The sequence below is a fragment of the Rhodococcus sp. H29-C3 genome, from assembly GCF_030063405.1.
Classification (GTDB): Bacteria; Actinomycetota; Actinomycetes; order Mycobacteriales; family Mycobacteriaceae; genus Rhodococcoides.
Genome location: NZ_JASITC010000004.1, coordinates 457,398 through 477,291, shown reverse-complemented (window position 1 = coordinate 477,291; position 19,894 = coordinate 457,398). Strand labels below are relative to the sequence as shown.

The window sequence follows — 19,894 nt, the reverse complement described above, 5'->3', positions numbered from 1 at the left end:
ACGGTTTCGCCCCATCGGGCATACGGACCGCGGTCTGCTCCGGCTCCCCACCCGAGCCATAGCCGCGGTCACGTCAGCACTCATCCGCGTCTGCGAGGTCGTCGAGGAGTTCGGAGAGCGCAGCGAGTAGAGACGTTGCTCGGTCTTCGACGTCGTCGAGGACCGAGGTGATCGAGCCGAGATGTGTATGGGCGGCGGCACGAGCTGCGATTCCTCGTTTGTAGTACTGCGTGTCCAGACGCACTGCCGGAGAATATGATCCGCTTGCATCAAGCGCGATACCGGACTCGATCGAACTGCCGGTTGCTCGTGCCGGCAGGAGGTGGTCGGGCGCTGCATCGCGCAGGTGCGCGGTAACGATGTCAGCGACAGCGTGGGCACTGATGGTCGGAGCGATCAAGGGGGTGTGGCCCCATCGATCGATCGAAGTCAACAGAGGCCGATCACCGTGCGGGAGAATGCCCTGGTCGTATCCACTCAGTGCTGTCTCGCTACCCGCCCGAAGCCGCTCGGCGAGCATGGTCGTGCTCGGATACCGGTTCAGGAAGCCGAGGACTTCGCACCACCGTCGAAGCACGAGAACCGGTGATACCCCAGCTGCGGCGACAGCACGCGGAGTGCGTGCGCAGATACCGGTCGCTGTGTCGACGTACAGGACATCACCGGTCAGGTCGTAGCTGACATCACCGACCCGTAGATCCGTGATATGCGTGTACGGCAGACCTGTCGAGGCGAGCACCAGTATCAGTGCGTCACGGCGTCCGAACAATGCTGCAGGCCAACCGGATGTTGGAAGCTGGGCGACGATGTTGCCGAGCTTGGAGGCGAGCTCGTGCACACGCTCAGTGCGTGCGATGTCGAGGGCGGCGCGGACGGCCTCACTTCGTGCCGGCGACGTCAGACCGTACCTGTCGTGTGCGGCACCGACGACGGCGACGCGTCGACGGTGTGTGGTGTTCGCGGCGGGGTGTGCGCCGAGAAAAAGCGCCAGCGTCTGCGGGGTCGCAGGCAACGCCGACAGATCGTGAGCGGTACACCAGTCCTCGAACAGCGTCCAGGTGTGCCGATCCCTTTGCGGGAGCATTGATGTGGCGGTCACGAGTCAGAGTCCGAGATCGTTCACGGCGTTTCCGATCAGGGGTGCGTTCTCGCGGGCGTAGATCTCGACCATCCCGGGGGTGGTGTGCCCGGTCTGGCGCATGATCGCGTGAGCATCTGCTCCATTGCGGAAGGCTTGGGTGACGAACCCGGCCCGCAGCGAATGCCCACCGAACTGGGCGACGAGTTCGGGGTCGTAGCCCGCTTGCTCTGCGCGGCGACGGATCACCGCATGCACTGCCGCACCCGAGAGAGCCGACTGAGACAGGTTGCCGTTCTTGGCGATTGCGCGGAACAACGGAGAGTGTGCCGCGGTCGACGGGGCTGTGTTGCGGCACACGTGGTGATCGAACGGTGCCGCACGGGCGAGGAGCCGGATGACACCGACCCGGCCCGCGGTGTCGAACGCGGCGACGATCTGTGCCCACCGATACCAGGCGCACGGCGGGCAGTAGTCGTGCCGCTCGGTGAACGGTAGAGCCTTCACTGCTCCGGTGCCGTCCTGATCGGTTTTCGAGCGCCGAAGTCGAACGTGCACACCGTCGAGACGGTTCATACGCACATCCCCGCAATAGAGCTCGACGAGTTCACTGCGCCGAAAGGCTCCGGTGTAGCCCATCAGGATCAGGGCGGTGTCGCGGCGCTCAAGTACCTCAGCCGCCCACCCGGTCGCTCGATCGCGTGCAGCCGCGATGATGGCGGTGATGTCGGCGGTGAGCAGAGGTGCCCGAGGAGTGCGGGGCCGATCCCCCGCTGCGGCGTAGTCACGTCGGATCCCGGCGAGGGTGGCACGCACCATCTCATGGCTGCACGGGTTGTCGTCGCCGGCGGTGCGGTGGCGGTCGGTGATCGCGGCGACCCATTTGCCGAAGGTGGCCGGCGAATACGCCCGGATGCCGCCTGTGGTGATCGTGTCCGCCGCGGCTACGAGGTACGCGGCGACCGTCGCCGGGTGCGCCGGCAGCGCAGTGTGTCCGTGGACGGCGGCCCAGGTCTCGAAACGTCGCCACGCCGAGGCGTACGCGCGTCTAGTCCCGGGTGAGCGAGCGGACTCGATCGACCGACCGATCCGGGCCGCGACATCGCCCGTCAGATCCGGGAAAACCGCCACACCCTCCATCGGGGAGGCCGCGGAGGTCAGCGGCCGGGCGGTGACGTGCTCATTCGTCATGGTTCGGACTGTATCGGCTGATACCGACACCCTTCTCCGACCTCGAAACTGTGCTGAGCTGGTATTTCACCGGACATGCTGCGGGAAGGAAAATTCTCGTTGTTCACCGCACATAAACTGTGGGTGACTACGATTCCGGCCAAAAATCGGTCTTCTGGGCTGTCGACGCGTGTGCGTTGCGGGACGAGCCTCACCCCATCCGGAGAGCTACGTCGGCGGATGTTGCAACGGGATCCCGTGGTCGACGAACAGTTGCACCGTTTCATCCAGCTCCCTCGCTGTGCGGCATCCCCAGCGCAGGAAGTTGTACAACGACCTGGCTGATGTGGGATCGACGCGGGCTGCAGCGATGGCTGCCTCGGCCGCAGCGTGCACCTCGGCCCAAGCATCGCGCTCAGGTGCGGGATAGTACGAGCGTGTAGGAGCCGTTCCAGGATCGACCGGCTCGTACGGACGCGGGCACAGCAGAGATGCGTGCGCACCGCCCGCGTCGATCTCACCGTTCTCGATCATCGTGACGGCGGCAGCGGCGGCGCCGAGCACTTTCGCCTGCTCGTCCCCGCGCAGGCCTTCGAATGGCACCCGTGCGGTCCTCGGCGGCCGCGAGTAACCAGCGGCCCTCCAGATCGCCACGAGTCTCGTGGCCCAGCGGCCCGTGCGGCACAAGGGCGTGGACACTTCGTCGACGACAGTGCGGAGAAGCCGAAACCAGACTGCGGCATGAACCCGGCCTGGGCGAAGGTCCACCCATCCCGTTGTCAGAGCCGCGGTGGTACGCCGATCCATTTCCGTGACCGCTGCGGGCACTGGAACGGGTGGCACTCGTTCGTCCGAACCGAACCGGACCTGATCCCAGAAGATTGCGTGGCCGGGGAGGACAGAACAGGGTTCGAGTCGACAGCGGTGGTCGAGGCAGCTGCTCAGCACCGAGGTTTGCTGCAGCAAACGCACTGTGATGTCGGCGGAGGATTCGAGGCTGTCGATGCATGTCGGGCATGCCCGGTTACCCATAGCGCTCACCCAGGGCAGCCATGCGTCGTCTGTGGGTGTCCGGCGTCGTCGATCCTCCATGCTCAGATCAGCTGGTAGCAGGATCGAGAACTGGTGGACGTAGGTATCGAAGTCGCAGCCGACCGGGTCCGTACTGTCGAGCAGCCACGGCGTCCACCCCGCCAACGTCATCAGCCGCAACCTCTCCACCGGGACCGCGCCCCGTCCGGCCAGCACGGTCAATATCGGCTCGGCTGTGTAGCGGTCGAGGTCGCGTGCTGCGATGTCGAAGCCTGTGAGCAGGTGGGCGGGGTTGGTCAGCGAGTACACCTCGCACGTGCGGCTCAGCCACGACGTCAACGATTCGCCGGGCCGTGGCGCCGGGTGTAGCGGCCACGGGCGAATACGGTCATCCCCGCATTCCGTTCTTGGCCGTGCTGTCACGCCAAGTGGCGTTCGAATCGGCGACGTCGCTCGGTGGGCCCTACGTACGGAGTGCGCGCGAGGACTGAGGAGTTGATTGCTTCCTCTCCGTTGTCGACGGCGGTGACAGCGGCGGCCGTGAGCAAAGTTGCCAGTTCGCCGATGGTGCCCTCGCAGCGGGTGAGAAGGTAGTCGGTCATCTCCGGGGATGTCAGGTGCGAGGGTTTGCGGAGGGGAAAGCTCGCGGTGAAGCTGGCCAGCAGCAATCTGGTGTCGGTGGTGTTAGACCATGTCGGCAGGGTCATCGGGTGGAAGCGGTTTTCCAGTTGGGGGTCGGTGCGGATGGCGAGGTAGGCGTCGCGGGTTCCGACGCCTACGAGTGGGATGCGGAGTTCGTTGCCGAGGAAGCGCAACACGTTGAGAAATTCGCGGCGGACGTTGTCGCGGCCGGCGAGAACATTGTGGAGCTCGTCGATGATCAGCATGCGTACGCCGGTGGCGCGAAGCAGCGTCAACGCTTGCTGTTCGAGTTCGTGGACCCGATTGCGTGGACGGGTCGGTGTTCCCAACGCGGTATGCAGTGCGAGGTAGAACCGACCAGGCGAGGGGTCTGGGGGCATCTGCATGCACAACACCGGGATTTGCTCTCGGTCTGACAAGCTAGCCGCTGGGTGCGTGCGCCGAAATTTTTCGATGATCATCGACTTGCCGTTGTTTGTCGGACCGAGCAACAGCAGGTTCGGCATCCGTTGCCGGTCCGGCCAAGCAAGCAATGTCTCCAACTGGTCGAGGACGGCGCGGGCCTGCGGATACCCGATCCACCTCTCGGACCGGATCATCCTGATTCGGTCCGGCCCGTCGAGGGCCGCGAGCGGGCGGACCGCTTCCCTCAGGTGACCTAGAACCGCATCGGGTACCTCTGCCGGTTCAGCGTCGCTCGTCGGGCTGGACGTCATGAGCGCCTCACCATTCCTCGATGTCACTGAACACCGGCACTACGTTTGCGCCGTCCATTGGCCGGTTGTCCGGCGGGTGCACCACGGGCCCCGGTACATCCGCGGTATCGGTGAAGTGCGCGCGACGCGCGCGGTTGCGGCGAGCTCTGCGGGTGGCTTTCTGCGACCGGTCGGCGATCTCGCGCATCTGCTCGATCGTCGCAAACAGTGCACTCTCGTCGACGTTCGACTGTCCCTGCTCACGAAGCCTTGTGGTGGCAGCTCTGTGCTCCCACAGGGTCACCGCTGGGTGTGACATCGTCCGATACGGCACCTCGACATACCCGACGCCGTCGGGTTCGAGGACCCAGATTCTGCTCAAATCGCGTGGGTCACGCCGAATGATGAACCGTCCCAGCTGCTCTCTTCGTGCGATCCACGGTTTGAGCGTGTTGGAGAAGTAGTGCACGTGATCGAGGACGAACCCGGTGCGGGTCAACCGTCGCCGGATGACGGGAAGAAAGTCCACCAAGAAGGCAGTCTCGCCGAGCACTGTGAGAGGGGCGCGACCGTCTGCGGCGACTCCGCTGTCCCACATCGCTGCCGGGGTGCGCCCGAGCCCCGAATGGACGGCTCCGTGATACGAGGAGACGGCCAACACTAGCCAGCGCTCCAACTCGCGCAATGTCAACGCCGCGTGCTTGTCCGAGTCGTAACTTCCTCGGTCCGCTGGATTCGAGAAGGTGGTCCCAGGCAGCTCGTGCACAGCCGTCATGGCCGTTCCGATAATGCGCTCGACGATCCCGCCGTAGTGCGGCCGGCCAGGCGGACGGTACTCGAGGGCGATCGCATGCTGGGCGCATCCGCGGCGCAGCGCTTCGCCTTTGAACTCGGCGGCGTTGTCGAGATATAACTGCTTGGGCTTACCGGCCATCGGCCACTGCACCTGCTCGGCCAGCTCGCATGCCTCCAGCCACGTCTGTTTCTCGCTGCACACACGTCCGAGGCACAGTCCGACCGACACCGCCGACGGCGGCTCCAAGGTGACGACGAACCCAAGAACCGAACGGCTGCAAACATCGATGGCGATCGTCAGATAGGGGCGACCGATCGGCTGGCGTTCGTACTCGTCGACGATCATCACATCGACAACGGTGTGATCGATCTGAACCTGATCGAGGATGCCTGTGACCGGCGGTGGAACGTCGCCGGCGGACTGACGCGGGCGGGCTGCGTCCGGTCCGCCGCGTGAGCGAGCCACTGATGCCGGATGCAATGCAGTGATGCGCGCGTTGACGGTGTTCCGGGCTGGCACAGGCAGACCAGCGCGGTGGCAGGCCAGCGCGATTCGTCGATGCAGAGCAGCAACACTGAGCTTTTGACGGTGCAGGAAGTACCGGGCGATGTGATCGCCAATGATCTCTTCGACTTCGGCGGGCAACCGGCCACTGCCTCGACCACCCGGTGACACGTGTGTTAGCAGGTCAGTAACCGTACCCGCCCCGTTCCGAAGCCTGGCGAGCAACGAGTAGACGTGTCGCCGCGACAGCCCCAATTGCTGCCCTACATCATCGATCATTTCCAGACGCACTGGATGCGTTTCCGACATCGGTGCCAACACGGCGAATCGAGCCTCGGCCCGTGCCCACCGCTCCCCTGACGCCGTCAGCACACCGGTCTCCACGACATCGAGCTTGTCCGGGTCCACCACAAGCCTCCCCGCCACCGATAGCTTCGCGTGACCGTGCACCGCACTTCTGACATCAGAATGTCAGAAGACGAGTGCACTCACCTACGAAACGCCTGCAATCAGCGCAGTCGTCTTCTGAAACCGACAGCTGGGCTCGATTGCCTTCCCCCTGTACCTGTGGCACTGGCCGATCCTGATCTTCGCACTGTTCTTGACCGGCGAGCCATCCGCCGGCCCGACTCTGGGGTTCGTCGTCGTCGGCTTGTCGGTCCTTCTCGCAATGGCAACAGTTCGGCTGGTCGAGAAACCCTTGCAAGCGCCGAATACGTCGATTCCCAAGGTGTTGATCACCGTCGTGGCAACAGCGACGGCAGCGGTCGTGATCTGTGGTTCGGTGGGATGGAACTACTACATCGACCGCTCCGTCGCGGACCTGCAAGCCGGCGCCATCGTCGATGCATCTACGCATCCGGGCGCACTCGTTCTCACCGACAGCGCACTCGCCGAGGACGCCGAGGTAGTACCCGCATTGTTCTCCGCGCCTGCAGACCTCCCCATCACGACGATCGAGGGATGCATCGCGGACTTCGATACCCGTGACGTCATCAGCTGCGAGTACGGGAACAAAGGTTCCGAACGGACCATAGCCCTGGCTGGAGGTTCGCACGCCGAGCAGTGGATTACCGCCCTGGACCAACTCGGACGCGAGAAAGGGTTTCGTGTAGTCACCTATTTGAAGATGGGCTGTCCACTCACCGTCGGAAGCATGCCGATGCTCGGTGACAGCGAATACCCCGGTTGTCTCGACTGGACCGACTCCGTTCTCGGCGAGATCGAGCGGAACAAACCCGACTACGTCTTCACCAACTCGACGCGTCCACATCCCGACGACCACGGCGACGTCACCCCGGATTCGTACGTACAGGTGTGGGCCCAGCTGGCCGATCACGGCGTACCGGTTCTCGGCGTCCGCGACAATCCATGGCTCGATCGCGACGGCGTTGCGTACCGAGCGGCCGACTGTTTGGCCGAAGGTGGAACCTCTACGTCATGCGGAGTGCCCCGCCAGAACGCTTTCTCCCCACTCGACCCGGCGCTGGCCGCGTCGTTCCGTTACCCAGGCGTACATCTACTCGACCTTTCCAACGCACTGTGCGACGGTCCGGTATGCCGGGTGATTCAGGGGAACGTCCTCGTCTATCGCGACGAGCATCACCTCACCGCAACGTACGTTCGCACTCTGACAACCGAGTTGAGTCGGCAGATTGCGTCGGCGACCGGTTGGTGGTGAGCCGGCTACACCGGGCCACAGTAAGGTTGTCCCATGCCTGAGGACGCTCCCACCGAAACATTCGAGATCGCAGTCTGGCCGGGCTCCGCCTATCCACTGGGAGCAACCTACGACGGGGCGGGTACCAACTTCGCACTCTTCTCCGAGGTCGCCGACGCTGTCGATCTATGCCTGATCGCCGACGACGGCACCGAAACTCGAGTCCGTTTCGAGGAGTCCGACGGCTATGTCTGGCATGGGTATCTGCCCTCGGTGGTACCCGGGCAGAAGTACGGATTCCGCGTTCATGGACCGTGGGATCCGAGCAACGGGCACCGGTGCGATCCGAGCAAACTCCTCCTCGACCCGTATGGGAAGGCCTTCGAAGGCGACTTCGATGGTGACCGCTCGTTGTTCTCTTATAGCCTCGACGCACCCGAACCCGAAGCGGAAGCTCCCGCGGAACCGGCGGCAGAGAGCGTCGGCACAGTCTTCGAAGACGAGACCGATCTCGACGATCCAGACGGTGAAGTAGTCGAAGAAGACCCGATCGCGCACGACGAGTCACCGAGCGAGGACTTCCCGCAGTACGACTCGCTGGGCCACACGATGACCACCGTCGTCATCAACCCGTTCTTCGACTGGCAGTCCGACAGAGCACCCAAGCGGCCGTACCACGAGACGGTCATCTACGAAGCCCACGTCAAAGGTATGACGGTGGCACATCCCGACATCCCGGAGTCGCTTCGCGGCACGTATGCGGGGCTGGCGCACCCGGCGATCATCGACCACCTGCTGAACCTCGGAATCACCGCGATCGAATTGATGCCGGTCCACCAATTCATGCAGGACCAGACCCTGCTCGATCAAGGCTTACGAAACTACTGGGGCTACAACACCTTCGGATTCCTTGCACCGCATGCCGACTACTCGTCCAACCCCACCGCAGGTGGCGCAGTGACGGAGTTCAAAGCGATGGTTCGGGCGTTCCACGACGCCGGCATCGAAGTCATTCTCGACGTGGTCTACAACCACACCGCCGAGGGCAACCATATGGGCCCGACCATCAGCTTTCGCGGCATCGACAACGCCGCCTACTATCGATTGGTCGACGGCGACGAAAAGCACTACATGGACTACACCGGCACCGGCAACAGCCTCAACGCCCGGCATCCACACACCCTGCAGCTCATCATGGATTCGCTGCGCTACTGGGTCACCGAGATGCACGTCGACGGTTTCCGATTCGACCTCGCGTCGACACTTGCTCGTGAACTCCACGACGTGGACCGGCTGAGCGCGTTCTTCGATCTGGTGCAACAGGATCCGGTCGTCAGTCAGGTCAAATTGATCGCCGAGCCGTGGGATATCGGCGAAGGCGGATATCAGGTCGGAAACTTCCCGGGCTTGTGGACCGAATGGAACGGCAAGTACCGCGACACCGTGCGCGACTATTGGCGCGGCGAACCCGCCACCCTCGGTGAGTTCGCATCGCGACTGACCGGATCCTCGGACCTGTACGAGGCGACAGGACGCCGCCCAGGGGCGAGCATCAACTTCGTCATCGCGCACGACGGCTTCACGCTCAACGACCTCGTGTCTTACAACGACAAACACAACGAGGCCAACGGCGAAGGCAACAACGACGGTGAGAGTCACAACCGTTCGTGGAACTGCGGAGTCGAAGGCCCAACCGACGATCCCGAGGTTCTCGAACTTCGCAGTCGCCAAGTCCGCAACATCATGGCCACGCTGTTGCTCAGCCAGGGCACGCCGATGATTGCGCACGGCGACGAACTCGGCCGAACGCAGCAGGGCAACAACAACGTCTACTGCCAGGACTCGGAGTTGGCGTGGATGGACTGGTCGCTCGCCGAGACCAATGCCAATCTCATCGAGTTCACCCGCAATGCCATCGCGTTGCGCAACGACCATCCGGTGTTCCGCCGCCGTCGATTCTTCGAGGGTCGCCCGATTCGTAGCGGTGAGCAGGCACGCGACATCGCGTGGCTGACACCTTCCGGCGAGGAGATGACGCCGGAGGACTGGGACAGCGGATTCGGCAAGAGCCTGACGGTGTTCCTGAACGGCGAGGGCATCCCCGAACCGAATCAGCGCGGGGAACGAGTGGTCGACGACTCGTTCCTGATGTGCTTCAACGCCCATCACGAGAGCATCGAGTTCGTCACACCCGATGGGAACTACGCGAAGGAATGGACCGTCGCGCTCGACACTGCCACGCCGACCGGGGTGAGTGAGAATGTCATCGAAGCGGGTACACCGGTCAAGGTGGCCGCCCGGTCGCTCCTCGTTCTACGAAAGACGGACTGACCTATGCCGATCCCGTCCAGCACGTATCGACTTCAACTGCGCGGGGATGGATTCACTCTCGACGACGCCCGAGACCTCGTCGACTATCTTGACGATCTCGGCGTCACCCATGCGTACCTGTCTCCAATCCTGACAGCTACCGAAGGCTCGACGCACGGGTACGACGTCGTGGATCCGCAGACGATCTCTGCTGCTCTCGGTGGTCGGGGAGCATTCGAGGCGCTCGTGGCCGAGCTTCACTCACGGGGAATGGGTGTGATCGTCGACATCGTGCCAAATCACGTCGGTGTCGAGGACCCGCAGCAGAACGCATGGTGGTGGGATGTTCTCGCTTGTGGCAGAGACTCCGACCACGCCGACTGGTTCGACATCGACTGGCGCAGCGACAACGGCACCGATGGAAAGATCGCCCTCCCGGTACTCGGATCCGAAGAGGACACAAGGGAACTGGCGATCGACCGGTCCGGTGACAAGCCTCTGCTCGCGTATTACGACCACAGGTTTCCGATCGCCGAGGGAACCGAGGACGGTGACGCCGAGCAGGTACATGCCCGTCAGGCCTACCGTTTGGTCAGCTGGAAGGCGGGCCTGGTCGGCTACCGACGATTCTTCTCGGTCAATGGCCTTGCCGGACTTCGCCAAGAAGACTATGACGTCTTCACCGCCTCGCACCAGCAGGTCAGCAGCTGGATGTCGGACGGGCTCGTCGACGGGCTGCGAGTCGATCACCCGGATGGCCTCGCCGATCCGGCCGGTTACCTGACCGAACTCCGAGAGGTGATCGGTCCGGACCGTTGGCTGGTAGTGGAAAAGATCCTCGCGCGCGGCGAACCCCTGGACGAATCTCTACCGGTCGACGGAACCACCGGATACGACGCTCTAGCCGATCTCGGCGGGGTGTTCATCTACCCGGACGGTGCGGAGGCCCTCGGCGAGCTGTCGCGGGTCTACACGGGTGTAGTCAACGATGCGAGCTGGCTTCACAAGACCGAGCGGGCCTTGAAAGTCTCTGTCGCACAAGGTGATCTGGCGCCCGAGATTTCTCGCCTGAGCCGTGCGATCGCGCGAGAGTCTTCAGCTGCCATCTCTCACGAAGACATTGCTGCCGCGGTGGTCGCACTGGTGTCTCGGATGCCGTACTACAGATCCGATTACGCCCCTCTCGCCGGCACTGTCGCAAGAGTCGTCGGCGAGGTCCGCGCGAACGACCCGGCCCTCGACGCCGGCCTCGATGCGGTGACAACCGCACTGATCAGTGGCACCGAATCAGCCGCTCGGTTCGAGCAGGTATGCGGGGCCGTGACGGCCAAGGGCGTCGAGGATTGCCTGTTCTATCGCGCGACTCGACTCATCTCGCTGCAGGAGGTCGGCGGCGATCCCGCCGAATTCGGCATCAGCCCAGCGCAGTTCCATCTCGCATCCGCAGACCGAGCAGTACGGTGGCCCGCCGCGATGACGACGCTGTCCACCCATGACACCAAGCGCGGCGAGGATGTTCGTGCCCGCATCGGCGTGCTGTCGCAGACGCCCGAACTATGGGCGCGCTGCCTGACGGACTGGGAACTGCTCGCACCGAGCCCGGACGGGGCAACCGGACTGTTCCTGTGGCAGAACGTCTTCGGGGTATGGCCCGCTGACGGCACGATCACCGAAGAATTTCGAGCCCGGCTTCACGCCTATGCCGAAAAAGCCGTCCGCGAAGCCGGTCTCCGCACCGGCTGGAACGACGTCGAGACTACGTTCGAATCCTCGGTCCACGATTGGCTCGACTCCATCACGGCGGGGTCGATCGCTGAATCGGTCAGCATGCTGGTCTCGCGGCTTGATCCCCACGGCCGCAACGACGCACTCGGACAGAAGCTTCTGCACCTTCTCGGACCTGGTGTGCCCGACGTCTACCAAGGCACCGAACTGTGGGAGGACTCGCTCGTCGACCCGGACAACCGGCGCTCCGTCGACTACTCGGTGCGACGTGAACATCTCGCAGACACCGGCATACCCGTCGTCGACGGCAGCGGTACTGCGAAATTTCATATCGTCCGCACCGCGCTCCAACTCCGGCGTGAGCGGCCCGATAGTTTCGTCGGCGGAACTTACGCGCCCGTCTACGCCGTCGGATCCGCTGCAACGCACGTTCTCGGATTTGCCCGCGGATCGGTACTCGCCGAACCAGATGTGATCGCGCTTGCCACCCGCCATTCGCTGACACTCGCATCACAGGGTTGGGGATCGACAGCGGTGGTACTCCCCGACGGACAGTGGCGCGATCGTCTGACCGATTCCGTGTTCACGGGCGAGATTTCCGCGGAGGTGCTCTTCGCTTCGCTGCCTGTGGCATTGCTGGTACGCGAGAACTGAGGAGCTGCACCCATGATCCACTGTTTCCAAGTGTGGGCACCGACCCCCGAGAAGGTTCGACTGCATCTGGACGGCGAAGTCCACGACATGGACCGTCGGGCCGACGGTTGGTGGTTCACCGAGAAGGAAGCTCAGCCGGACAGCCGATACGGGTTCCTTCTCGACCAGGACGACACGGTGATTCCGGATCCCCGTTCCCCGCGTCAACCGGACGGGGTGCACGCTCCTTCGCAGCTGTACAGGGTGGACGAGTCGAAGTGGACGGATTCGACATGGACGGGCCGACAACTGCCCGGTGGCGCACTGTACGAGTTGCACATCGGAACCTTCACTTCCGAAGGCACATTCGACGCTGCCATCACCAAACTCGACCACCTCGTCGACCTCGGTGTCACCTTCGTCGAGGTGATGCCGGTCAACGGGTTCAACGGCACCCACAACTGGGGTTACGACGGTGTGCTCTGGTACACCGTTCATGAGCCGTACGGTGGGCCGGAAGGTTTGCAGCGCTTCGTCGATGCCTGCCACCGACGTGGACTCGGAGTGGTACTCGACGTGGTCTACAACCATTTCGGCCCATCCGGCAACTACCTCGACCGCTTCGGACCGTATCTCGCTCAGGGGTCCAATTCGTGGGGCCAAGCGATCAACTACTCCGAGGCCGATTCGGGGCCGGTGCGGCGCTACGCAATCGAGAACGCGCTTCGATGGTTCTCCGAGTTCCACATCGACGGGCTCCGGCTCGATGCAGTCCATGCCATCGTCGACCACACTGCCGTCCACCTGCTCGAAGAATTAACTGTGGACACGCGTCGACTGTCGGCTCATCTAGGACGCCCACTGACTCTGATCGCCGAAAGCGACCTCAACGACCCCAGCCTCATCACTGCGCGGTCCGGCGGCGGTTATGGCCTGGATGCGCAGTGGGACGACGACATTCACCATGCGATCCATGCTGCGGTGTCCGGTGAAAGACAGGGGTACTACGGAGATTTCGGTTCGCTGCAGACGTTGGCGAATACCCTGCGCCACGGATTCTTTCATGCGGGGACGTACTCGAGCTTCCGTGGCCGGACGCATGGCCGTCCCATCGACACCCGCCGAATTCCGGCGAGTTCGTTCGTTACCTACACCACGACGCACGATCAGATCGGCAACCGTGCGACCGGTGACCGACCGGGCTTCTATCTCGATCCCGGTCAGTTGGCAGTCAAGGCCGCATTGGTGTTGGCCTCCCCCTACACACCGATGTTGTTCATGGGTGAAGAGTGGGGCGCGTCGACACCGTTTCAATTCTTCACATCACACCCCGAACCCGAGCTGGGTAAGGCGACTGCCGAGGGCCGCAAAGCGGAGTTCGCCGAGCATGGTTGGGACCGCGCGGACATTCCCGACCCTCAGGATCCGGAGACATTCCAGCGATCGACACTGGACTGGTCCGAACTCGGCGCCGGCGACCACGCGCAGCTACTCCAGATCTACCGCGATCTACTGTCCTTACGTCGTGAATACCCAGAGTTGACCGATCCGTGGCTCGAGAACTTTTCCGTCGACTACGACGAGGACGAGCGCTGGATCGTACTGCACCGCGGATCGCTTCGACTGGCCTGCAACCTTGCACCGGACGAGGTTACGGTCCCGGTCGGCGGCACCCCTCTCCTGTCCTGGAGTCCGCCGACCTCGAACGAAACAGGCTCGGCCACAACCATCCCCGGCCATTCGTTCACCATCCTCGCAACCAACGCGCCTGCGGCTACGAAGTCGTGAACGAGACCGCAGACGGTTGAGCCGACCCGTCATGCATCCGTTGTGGTGCCTCGCAGCTTGACGAATACCGCAATCGAGGTAGCAGCCATGACAACAGCGGTAGCCACCGACGCAACGTGCATGCCGCTGATGAATGCCGCGTCAGCGGATTCGGACAAAAGTTCAGCGGTTCGAGCAGGAAGCGTGCGGGCGACGGCAACCGATCCGCCGAGCGTTTCCTGGGCGGACAACGCCTGAACCGGATCGAGGCCGGACACGTCGAGTCCTCGACGGAAGTACGACATGACGACCGTTCCGAGAATCGCAACGCCGAGCGCGATGCCGAGCTCGTACGCTGTCTCCGATACTGCGGACGCAGCACCTGCACGTTCGGGCTCGACCGCGCTCACGACCAGGTCCGAGGTGAGGGTCAGCGCTGTACCTGCGCCGGCACCGACAAGGACGAATCCTGCGATGAACAGTCCAGGTCCACCGTCGGCCCGAAGTCCTATCAGAAGAGCCGCACCTACTGCAGCGACGGCCAACCCGGCTCCGAGCACCGTCCCCGGTGACCAGATGCGAACCAGGTAGGCCGCGATCAATGAGGTCACGATACTCGAGACAGTGCCGGGTAATAGCAGCAGACCGGCCTGGAGCGGGCTGTTGCCCAAGACGAGCTGTAGATATTGAGCACCGAAGAACAGGACTCCGGCAAGTGCGAACACCGACAGGAAGTTGGTGAACACCGCCGTCGAGAATGCAGGCTTGGCAAAGAGACCAAGGTCGATCATGGGTGATTCCAACGTTCGCTGACGTCGCACGAATGCGATACCTGCAGCGATGCCAACGGCTGCAGCGACGGCGTTGACCGTATCGAAACCATGCGTCGCGGTCTCCTTGATTGCGAAAACCAAAGGCACGAGGGCAGCCAGAGACAACGCCGAGCTCACGAGGTCGAATTTGCCGGGGTTCGGATCCTTCGATTCTGGGATCACCAGCGGTCCCAGCGCAATCAGCACGAGCATGACCGGAATGTTGATGAGGAACACAGATCCCCACCAGAAGTGCTCCAGAAGCCACCCGCCCACGAGCGGACCAGCGGCAGCACCGCCGCCTGCCATAGCGCCCCAGATCCCGATCGCCATAATCCGTTGACGCGAGTCGGTGAAGATCGTCCGAATGAGGCCGAGAGTCGCGGGCATCAATGTCGCACCGGATACGCCCTGAAGTATCCGCGCTGCGATGAGCATCTCGGGGCTGACGGAAAAGGCAGCGATGATCGATGCGATGCCGAATCCAGCGGCACCGATGAGCAAAAGCCGACGACGGCCGATCCGATCGCCGAGGGTGCCCATCGTGATGAGCAGACCTGCCAACACGAACGAGTAGACGTCGATGATCCACAGCAGTTGATTACTGGTCGGCGCAAGGTCGGCGCTGATGAACGGCAGCGCAAGGTCGAGCACGGTGCCGTCGACTGCGATCAGAAGCACCGCGAACGCGAGCACCACCAGGCCGAGCCAGTCCTGTGTGGTGGCCCGGCGGTCAGGGGTGGATTGCATGCTGGGCATGCTCGACTCGTTCAAGAACTTCTCCTCGGTTCGACAGTCCTCTACTAGACCGTCCAGACGGTACAGTTAGCCAGAATAGCAGTTCACCGTCCAGTCGGTACAGTGCTGGATATGTCGTCTGACACACGTGATCGAATACTCGACGCCCTCGAGATGCTGCTACTCGACGAAGGATCCACGAAAGTGACACTCGAGAGTGTCGCCGCGTCGGCGGGGGTTTCGAAAGGCGGATTGCTCTACCACTTCAATACCAAAGACGCGATGATCGCCGCCATGGTCCGCAGACTCGGCGAGCGTTCGGACACGCAACGAGCCGAAGCCGAACGCGGAGGATCCACCGTCTCCCACTGGTATCTGCAACCACCCGGAACGATCTCCGACAAAGAGACGGCCCTCTACCGTTCGACCCTCGCCGTACTGCGTAGCATCGACGGCAAGCCTGGAGAGATACAACAAGCCGTCATCGACATGATGCGACTCTGGGACGAGAGCCTCCAGGCCGAGATCGAGGACCCGGTGCACGCGGAGATCGTGAGACTCGTCGGCGACGGCATCTACCTGGGCGCGCTATTGAATCTGCCGCCGGTGGATCCGACACTGCACCAACAGGTCGTAGAACGGCTACTCGGATCCGATCACGTCAAATAGCGATATGCGGGTGTTCCGGGCTCCAACTGCTCGACCTGCAGATGAGACGAACGCATACGTTCGAGAAGCGAACTGAGTCCTGACGCGACCCCGAGTTGAATACCGACCAACGCCGCGCCGGTCTCACGGTTGTTTCGCTTCACGTACTCGAACAGGGTGATGTCGTCGTCCGGGCCGAGAACGTCGTCGAGAAAACGACGAAGTGCGCCTGGTTCCTGCGGAAAGTCGACGAGAAAGTAGTGCTTGAGTCCGAGGTGCACGAGGGAACGTTCGAGTATCTCGCCGTATCGCGACACATCATTGTTGCCACCCGAGATCAAGCACACCACGGTACTGCCGGGCGCGACCGAAATCTGATGCAGCGCAGCGACACTCAATGCGCCGGCCGGCTCGGCAATTACACCCTCGTTCTGGTAAAGGTCGAGCATCGCCGTGCAGATGGCCCCCTCGTCGATCTGCGTGACGAGAAACGGACCGGCGTCGAGGGTTCCCGGCCGAAAAGCAGGCATAGCCATGAGCGGTAACGACGCATGCGAGACAACCTCGGCGCCCAGGTTCTGCAGAGCCGCGTACGGTACGTCACCGATCCGACGGACTGCGGCGCCGTCGACGAAGGGATCGATCTCCGCCAGCGTCACCGGCCCACCTGCGACGAGTGCGGCCGTCATCGATGCGGCTCCGGAGGGCTCGACCCCGACCAATGCGGACGCCGGGGAGCGCTCGCGCAGGTACGTCGAGATGCCTGCGATACATCCACCACCACCCACTGGCATGACCACGGTGTCCGGAGCAGCACCGAGCTGCTCGATGATCTCGGCTGCAATTGTTCCCTGCCCTGCTACTGTCCGCGCATCGTCGAACGGTGGAACCATCGTTGCGCCTGTTCGCGCGACATCGGTCGCGGCAGAAGCACTGGCAGCATCGAACGTGTCCCCGGTGACGATCAGTTCGACGAACTCACCACCATGGACGCGGATACGGTCACGCTTCTGTTTGGGAGTGTTGGCAGGAACATAGATCCGGCCGTGCACCTGCATCGATCGACACGCGAATGCCACACCCTGCGCATGGTTCCCGGCGCTGGCAGTCACTACCCCGACCGCCAGCTCTTCCGGGCTCAGCTGCGCCATCAGATTGTAGGCACCACGGATCTTGTACGAGCGAACGATCTGGAGGTCCTCGCGCTTGAGATAGACCTGCGCACCGGTAACGGCAGAGAGTCGTTCGCAGTATTGCAGCGGCGTCGCGGACACCACGCCCGAAATTCGTCGCGCAGCCGTGTCGATATCGTCCGCAGTGACTGCGAACGTGTGACTGTTGGTTACGACTACATCAGGCGAGTTGGACACTGGTCCATGCTGCCACCAGCACAGTTCCCGATTCGAACCGGGCGTGCATTGCGCCATCGAAGACCTGCTGCGGCCGACCCCGAGCGTCTCGGAGTCGGCCGCAGCCTGTGTGGGCTCAGCCTGTGGCTTACAGAGCTGTGGCGACCTTCCAGGCCGTATGAATCGCACCCTCGATGTAATCGACCGAGACAGCGTCACCGACAACCTGCACATCGGCAACTACACCCGCCAGCGCTTCGGCGAGCGGAGCCTGCGCCGAAACACCCGAAGCGACGACGACCATGGCGGCCGGCGCAGTCGACGTCTCGTCACCGACTCGGAACTCGACGTGGTCCTTGGTAATTCGCTGCACGGTCGCGTTGCGGTGGATCACCACACCGTGCTCCTTCGCATGGCGAACCGCAGTCCAGCGACGCGGCATCGCCATCGGCACGCCGAGCTGCTGCCCTTCTTCGAGCAACGTCACATTCCGTCCACGCTCGGCCAAGAACTCTGCGAGCTCGAGCCCCACGAGCGAGCCACCGACCACGACGACGTTCTTGCCCATCGGCAGGAACTTACGTGTCACGGTTCGGATTGCGGCGGGGCTCTTGGTGATGCCGGAGAGCTTGCCCAACTTGGCCATGATCCGAAGGAACGGTGGCACCTGTGAGGTGTCACCGGCACCGGTCATCAAGGCGCGCAGCGTGTCACCGGTGTGTACGTGCGGCAAGTCGCCACCCGGAACGCTGGGCCGATCACGAACTGCGCCGGTGGCCACCACGACCACATCCGCATCCAACGCCTTGATCGAGGCGACGGTGGCCTCGGTATTCAACCGGATGTCAACACCCAAACGCTCGACCTCGACCTTCAGCCACTTCAGCAGACGCCCATTGTCCGGAGTCGTAAGGCTCGAGAACCAGAGTGTGCCGCCGAGACGATCGGACTTGTCCAGCACCGTAACTCGGTGTCCGCGCTCGCTGGCCACGCGAGCAACCTCGAGTCCGCCGGGACCTGCGCCGACAACAACAACGTGCTTGGGAGTCGCGGTGCGCACGAGCGGAAGCATTGCTTCATTACCCAGGGCGGGGTTCACCGCACACAACGGAGTCTCGTCCCAGAAGTTTTCCTGAACGCACACATAACAATTGATGCAGGGACGGACGCGCTCCGGCGTTCCGGCCTCGAGCTTGTTCACCAAATCCGGATCAGCGAGCAGCTGGCGACCCATCGCCGCGAAGTCCGTGCGTCCTTCTGCGATCATCTTCTCGCTGACGTCGGGGAGCATACGTCCGACGGTGATCACGGGGATCGATATCGCCTGCTTGATTCGCGTTGCATTATCGGTGTAGAAGCCGACCTTGTCGGGCAGGGGCCCGTCGGTGAAGTTGGCGAAAGCGTTCAGTGCGGTACCGGTGACGTGGATGGCGTCAGCGCCGGCCTCCTCGAACATCTTTGCGGCCGCAACGGCTTCGTCGACGGTCAGCCCGTCGGTTTCGCCGTACTCTTGACCGGCCAGACGCACGATAACGGCAAGCGAATCGCCGACCTCCGCCTCGACCGCCCGAATAACTTCACAAGTCAGGCGAGCCCGATTCTCCATGGAACCGCCGTACTCGTCGCTGCGCTGATTCGTGTACCGACTCAGGAAGGCGCCGAGGACGTAGTTGTGGGCACAGTGAATCTCGACGGCGTCGCCGCCCGCGGCCTTCACCCGTCCGGCAGCCTCGGCGAACATGCGGACCAGCCAATCCAGATCTTCCTTGGTGGCTTCGTGGTAGGTCGCCTTCTTGCCCTCGTTGATGGCACCCATCTTGCCCAGTTCTTCGGGTGTGCAATCGATCATCGCACTCATGTCACTCGGCGGCTTCGGCATGGACGGCACCAGCTGCGGTCGGCCGTCGAGGGTGTCGATGCGCGCCACCTTGCCGTGGTGCGTCATCTGCACGCACAGCTTGCTGCCAGTGGCGTGCACCGCGTCGGCCAGCGCCTTGATTCCGGGGATGAACCGGTCTTCCGAGAGCCCCGGCTCCTTGCGGCTGGTGCATCCCACCGGGTAGGCAACAGCGCAGCAACCGGTGATGATCAGCCCTGTGCCACCGGCCGAGCGAGCAACGAAGTGGTCGATGTCGCCCTTTTCGATTTCACCGTCGTGGCTGAGGTTCATGTCCATTGCGGGCAGAACGACGCGGTTCGGAACGGTCATAGGGCCGATGGTCCCGGAGGCGAGCAGGTGCGGGAAAGTTTGGTTGCGGGTCACGAGTAGACGATAATTCGCTTAGCGCCGTGACAATGAATCGCTCTCGATGAACGGGACTCCACGGCGAAAAGC

The 19,894-nt window shown here is 63.1% G+C and carries 13 protein-coding genes; 5 read left to right on the top strand and 8 right to left on the bottom strand.

All coding sequences use genetic code 11. The annotated features are described in order from the left end of the window. Positions 1-73: 73 nt before the first annotated feature. From QMK32_RS12360 to QMK32_RS12340, 5 genes are all read right to left on the bottom strand, one after another. Positions 74-1,099, bottom strand: a complete 1,026-nt coding sequence (locus QMK32_RS12360) for a recombinase (protein WP_283475229.1) — start codon at positions 1,097-1,099, stop codon at positions 74-76. Positions 1,100-1,102: 3 nt separating this feature from the next. Then, positions 1,103-2,269, bottom strand: coding sequence for a site-specific integrase (locus QMK32_RS12355; protein WP_502943576.1), 1,167 nt, complete (start codon positions 2,267-2,269; stop codon positions 1,103-1,105). A gap of 207 nt (positions 2,270-2,476) precedes the next feature. Beyond that, on the bottom strand, positions 2,477-3,703 hold the full coding sequence (locus QMK32_RS12350) for a TniQ family protein (RefSeq protein WP_283475228.1): 1,227 nt from the start codon (positions 3,701-3,703) through the stop codon (positions 2,477-2,479). Then, positions 3,700-4,638 carry a TniB family NTP-binding protein gene (locus tag QMK32_RS12345; RefSeq protein ID WP_283475227.1) on the bottom strand — a complete coding sequence of 313 codons (939 nt, stop codon included), beginning with the start codon at positions 4,636-4,638 and terminating at the stop codon, positions 3,700-3,702. Before QMK32_RS12345 ends, QMK32_RS12350 begins: the two co-directional genes overlap by 4 nt. A gap of 7 nt (positions 4,639-4,645) precedes the next feature. Continuing rightward, the gene (locus QMK32_RS12340; RefSeq protein ID WP_283475226.1) at positions 4,646-6,325 is read right to left on the bottom strand and encodes a TnsB C-terminal domain-containing protein; all 1,680 of its coding nucleotides are present in this window, start codon (positions 6,323-6,325) and stop codon (positions 4,646-4,648) included. Between the two features lie 193 nt (positions 6,326-6,518). Between QMK32_RS12340 and QMK32_RS12335 the strand changes: the two genes are divergently transcribed. The 4 genes from QMK32_RS12335 to treZ are packed head-to-tail and all read left to right on the top strand — an operon-like array spanning position 6,519 to position 14,033. Next, positions 6,519-7,598, top strand: coding sequence for an SGNH hydrolase domain-containing protein (locus tag QMK32_RS12335; protein ID WP_283475225.1), 1,080 nt, complete (start codon positions 6,519-6,521; stop codon positions 7,596-7,598). A gap of 33 nt (positions 7,599-7,631) precedes the next feature. Further along, positions 7,632-9,908 carry a glycogen debranching protein GlgX gene (gene glgX, locus QMK32_RS12330; RefSeq protein ID WP_283475224.1) on the top strand — a complete coding sequence of 759 codons (2,277 nt, stop codon included), beginning with the start codon at positions 7,632-7,634 and terminating at the stop codon, positions 9,906-9,908. A 3-nt stretch (positions 9,909-9,911) separates the two neighbouring features. Continuing rightward, positions 9,912-12,266: a malto-oligosyltrehalose synthase gene (gene treY / locus QMK32_RS12325; RefSeq protein ID WP_283475223.1), complete on the top strand. Its 2,355-nt coding sequence runs from the start codon at positions 9,912-9,914 to the stop codon at positions 12,264-12,266. A 15-nt stretch (positions 12,267-12,281) separates the two neighbouring features. Beyond that, a complete protein-coding gene (gene treZ / locus QMK32_RS12320; protein WP_283475361.1) occupies positions 12,282-14,033 on the top strand; it encodes a malto-oligosyltrehalose trehalohydrolase in 1,752 nt (583 codons plus the stop codon). 29 nt (positions 14,034-14,062) lie between these two features. On the opposite strand, the gene QMK32_RS12315 is transcribed toward treZ, so the two are convergent. Beyond that, the gene (locus QMK32_RS12315) at positions 14,063-15,583 is read right to left on the bottom strand and encodes an MFS transporter (RefSeq protein ID WP_283475360.1); all 1,521 of its coding nucleotides are present in this window, start codon (positions 15,581-15,583) and stop codon (positions 14,063-14,065) included. A 111-nt stretch (positions 15,584-15,694) separates the two neighbouring features. On the opposite strand from QMK32_RS12315, the gene QMK32_RS12310 reads away from it, so the two are divergent. Then, on the top strand, positions 15,695-16,231 hold the full coding sequence (locus tag QMK32_RS12310) for a TetR/AcrR family transcriptional regulator (protein ID WP_283475221.1): 537 nt from the start codon (positions 15,695-15,697) through the stop codon (positions 16,229-16,231). Here the strand turns inward: QMK32_RS12310 and ilvA are convergent. Together ilvA and QMK32_RS12300 are read right to left on the bottom strand one after the other, a co-directional pair. Beyond that, positions 16,219-17,580 (bottom strand): threonine ammonia-lyase IlvA, encoded by a 1,362-nt coding sequence (ilvA, locus tag QMK32_RS12305; RefSeq protein WP_283475219.1) that lies wholly within the window; start codon positions 17,578-17,580, stop codon positions 16,219-16,221. The genes QMK32_RS12310 and ilvA overlap by 13 nt on opposite strands. A 127-nt stretch (positions 17,581-17,707) precedes the next feature. Beyond that, a complete protein-coding gene (locus QMK32_RS12300; RefSeq protein ID WP_283475359.1) occupies positions 17,708-19,768 on the bottom strand; it encodes an oxidoreductase in 2,061 nt (686 codons plus the stop codon). Positions 19,769-19,894 lie beyond the last annotated feature (126 nt).

Excerpts from the sequence above, each read along its gene's own strand:
- QMK32_RS12355 (WP_502943576.1), bottom strand. The coding sequence starts at position 2,269 with ATGACGAATGAGCACGTCACCGCCCGGCCGCTGACCTCCGCGGCCTCC.
- QMK32_RS12345 (WP_283475227.1), bottom strand. The coding sequence starts at position 4,638 with ATGACGTCCAGCCCGACGAGCGACGCTGAACCGGCAGAGGTACCCGAT.
- glgX (WP_283475224.1), top strand. The coding sequence starts at position 7,632 with ATGCCTGAGGACGCTCCCACCGAAACATTCGAGATCGCAGTCTGGCCG.
- treY (WP_283475223.1), top strand. The coding sequence starts at position 9,912 with ATGCCGATCCCGTCCAGCACGTATCGACTTCAACTGCGCGGGGATGGA.
- QMK32_RS12315 (WP_283475360.1), bottom strand. The coding sequence starts at position 15,583 with ATGCCCAGCATGCAATCCACCCCTGACCGCCGGGCCACCACACAGGAC.
- QMK32_RS12310 (WP_283475221.1), top strand. The coding sequence starts at position 15,695 with ATGTCGTCTGACACACGTGATCGAATACTCGACGCCCTCGAGATGCTG.
- QMK32_RS12300 (WP_283475359.1), bottom strand. The coding sequence starts at position 19,768 with ATGACCGTTCCGAACCGCGTCGTTCTGCCCGCAATGGACATGAACCTC.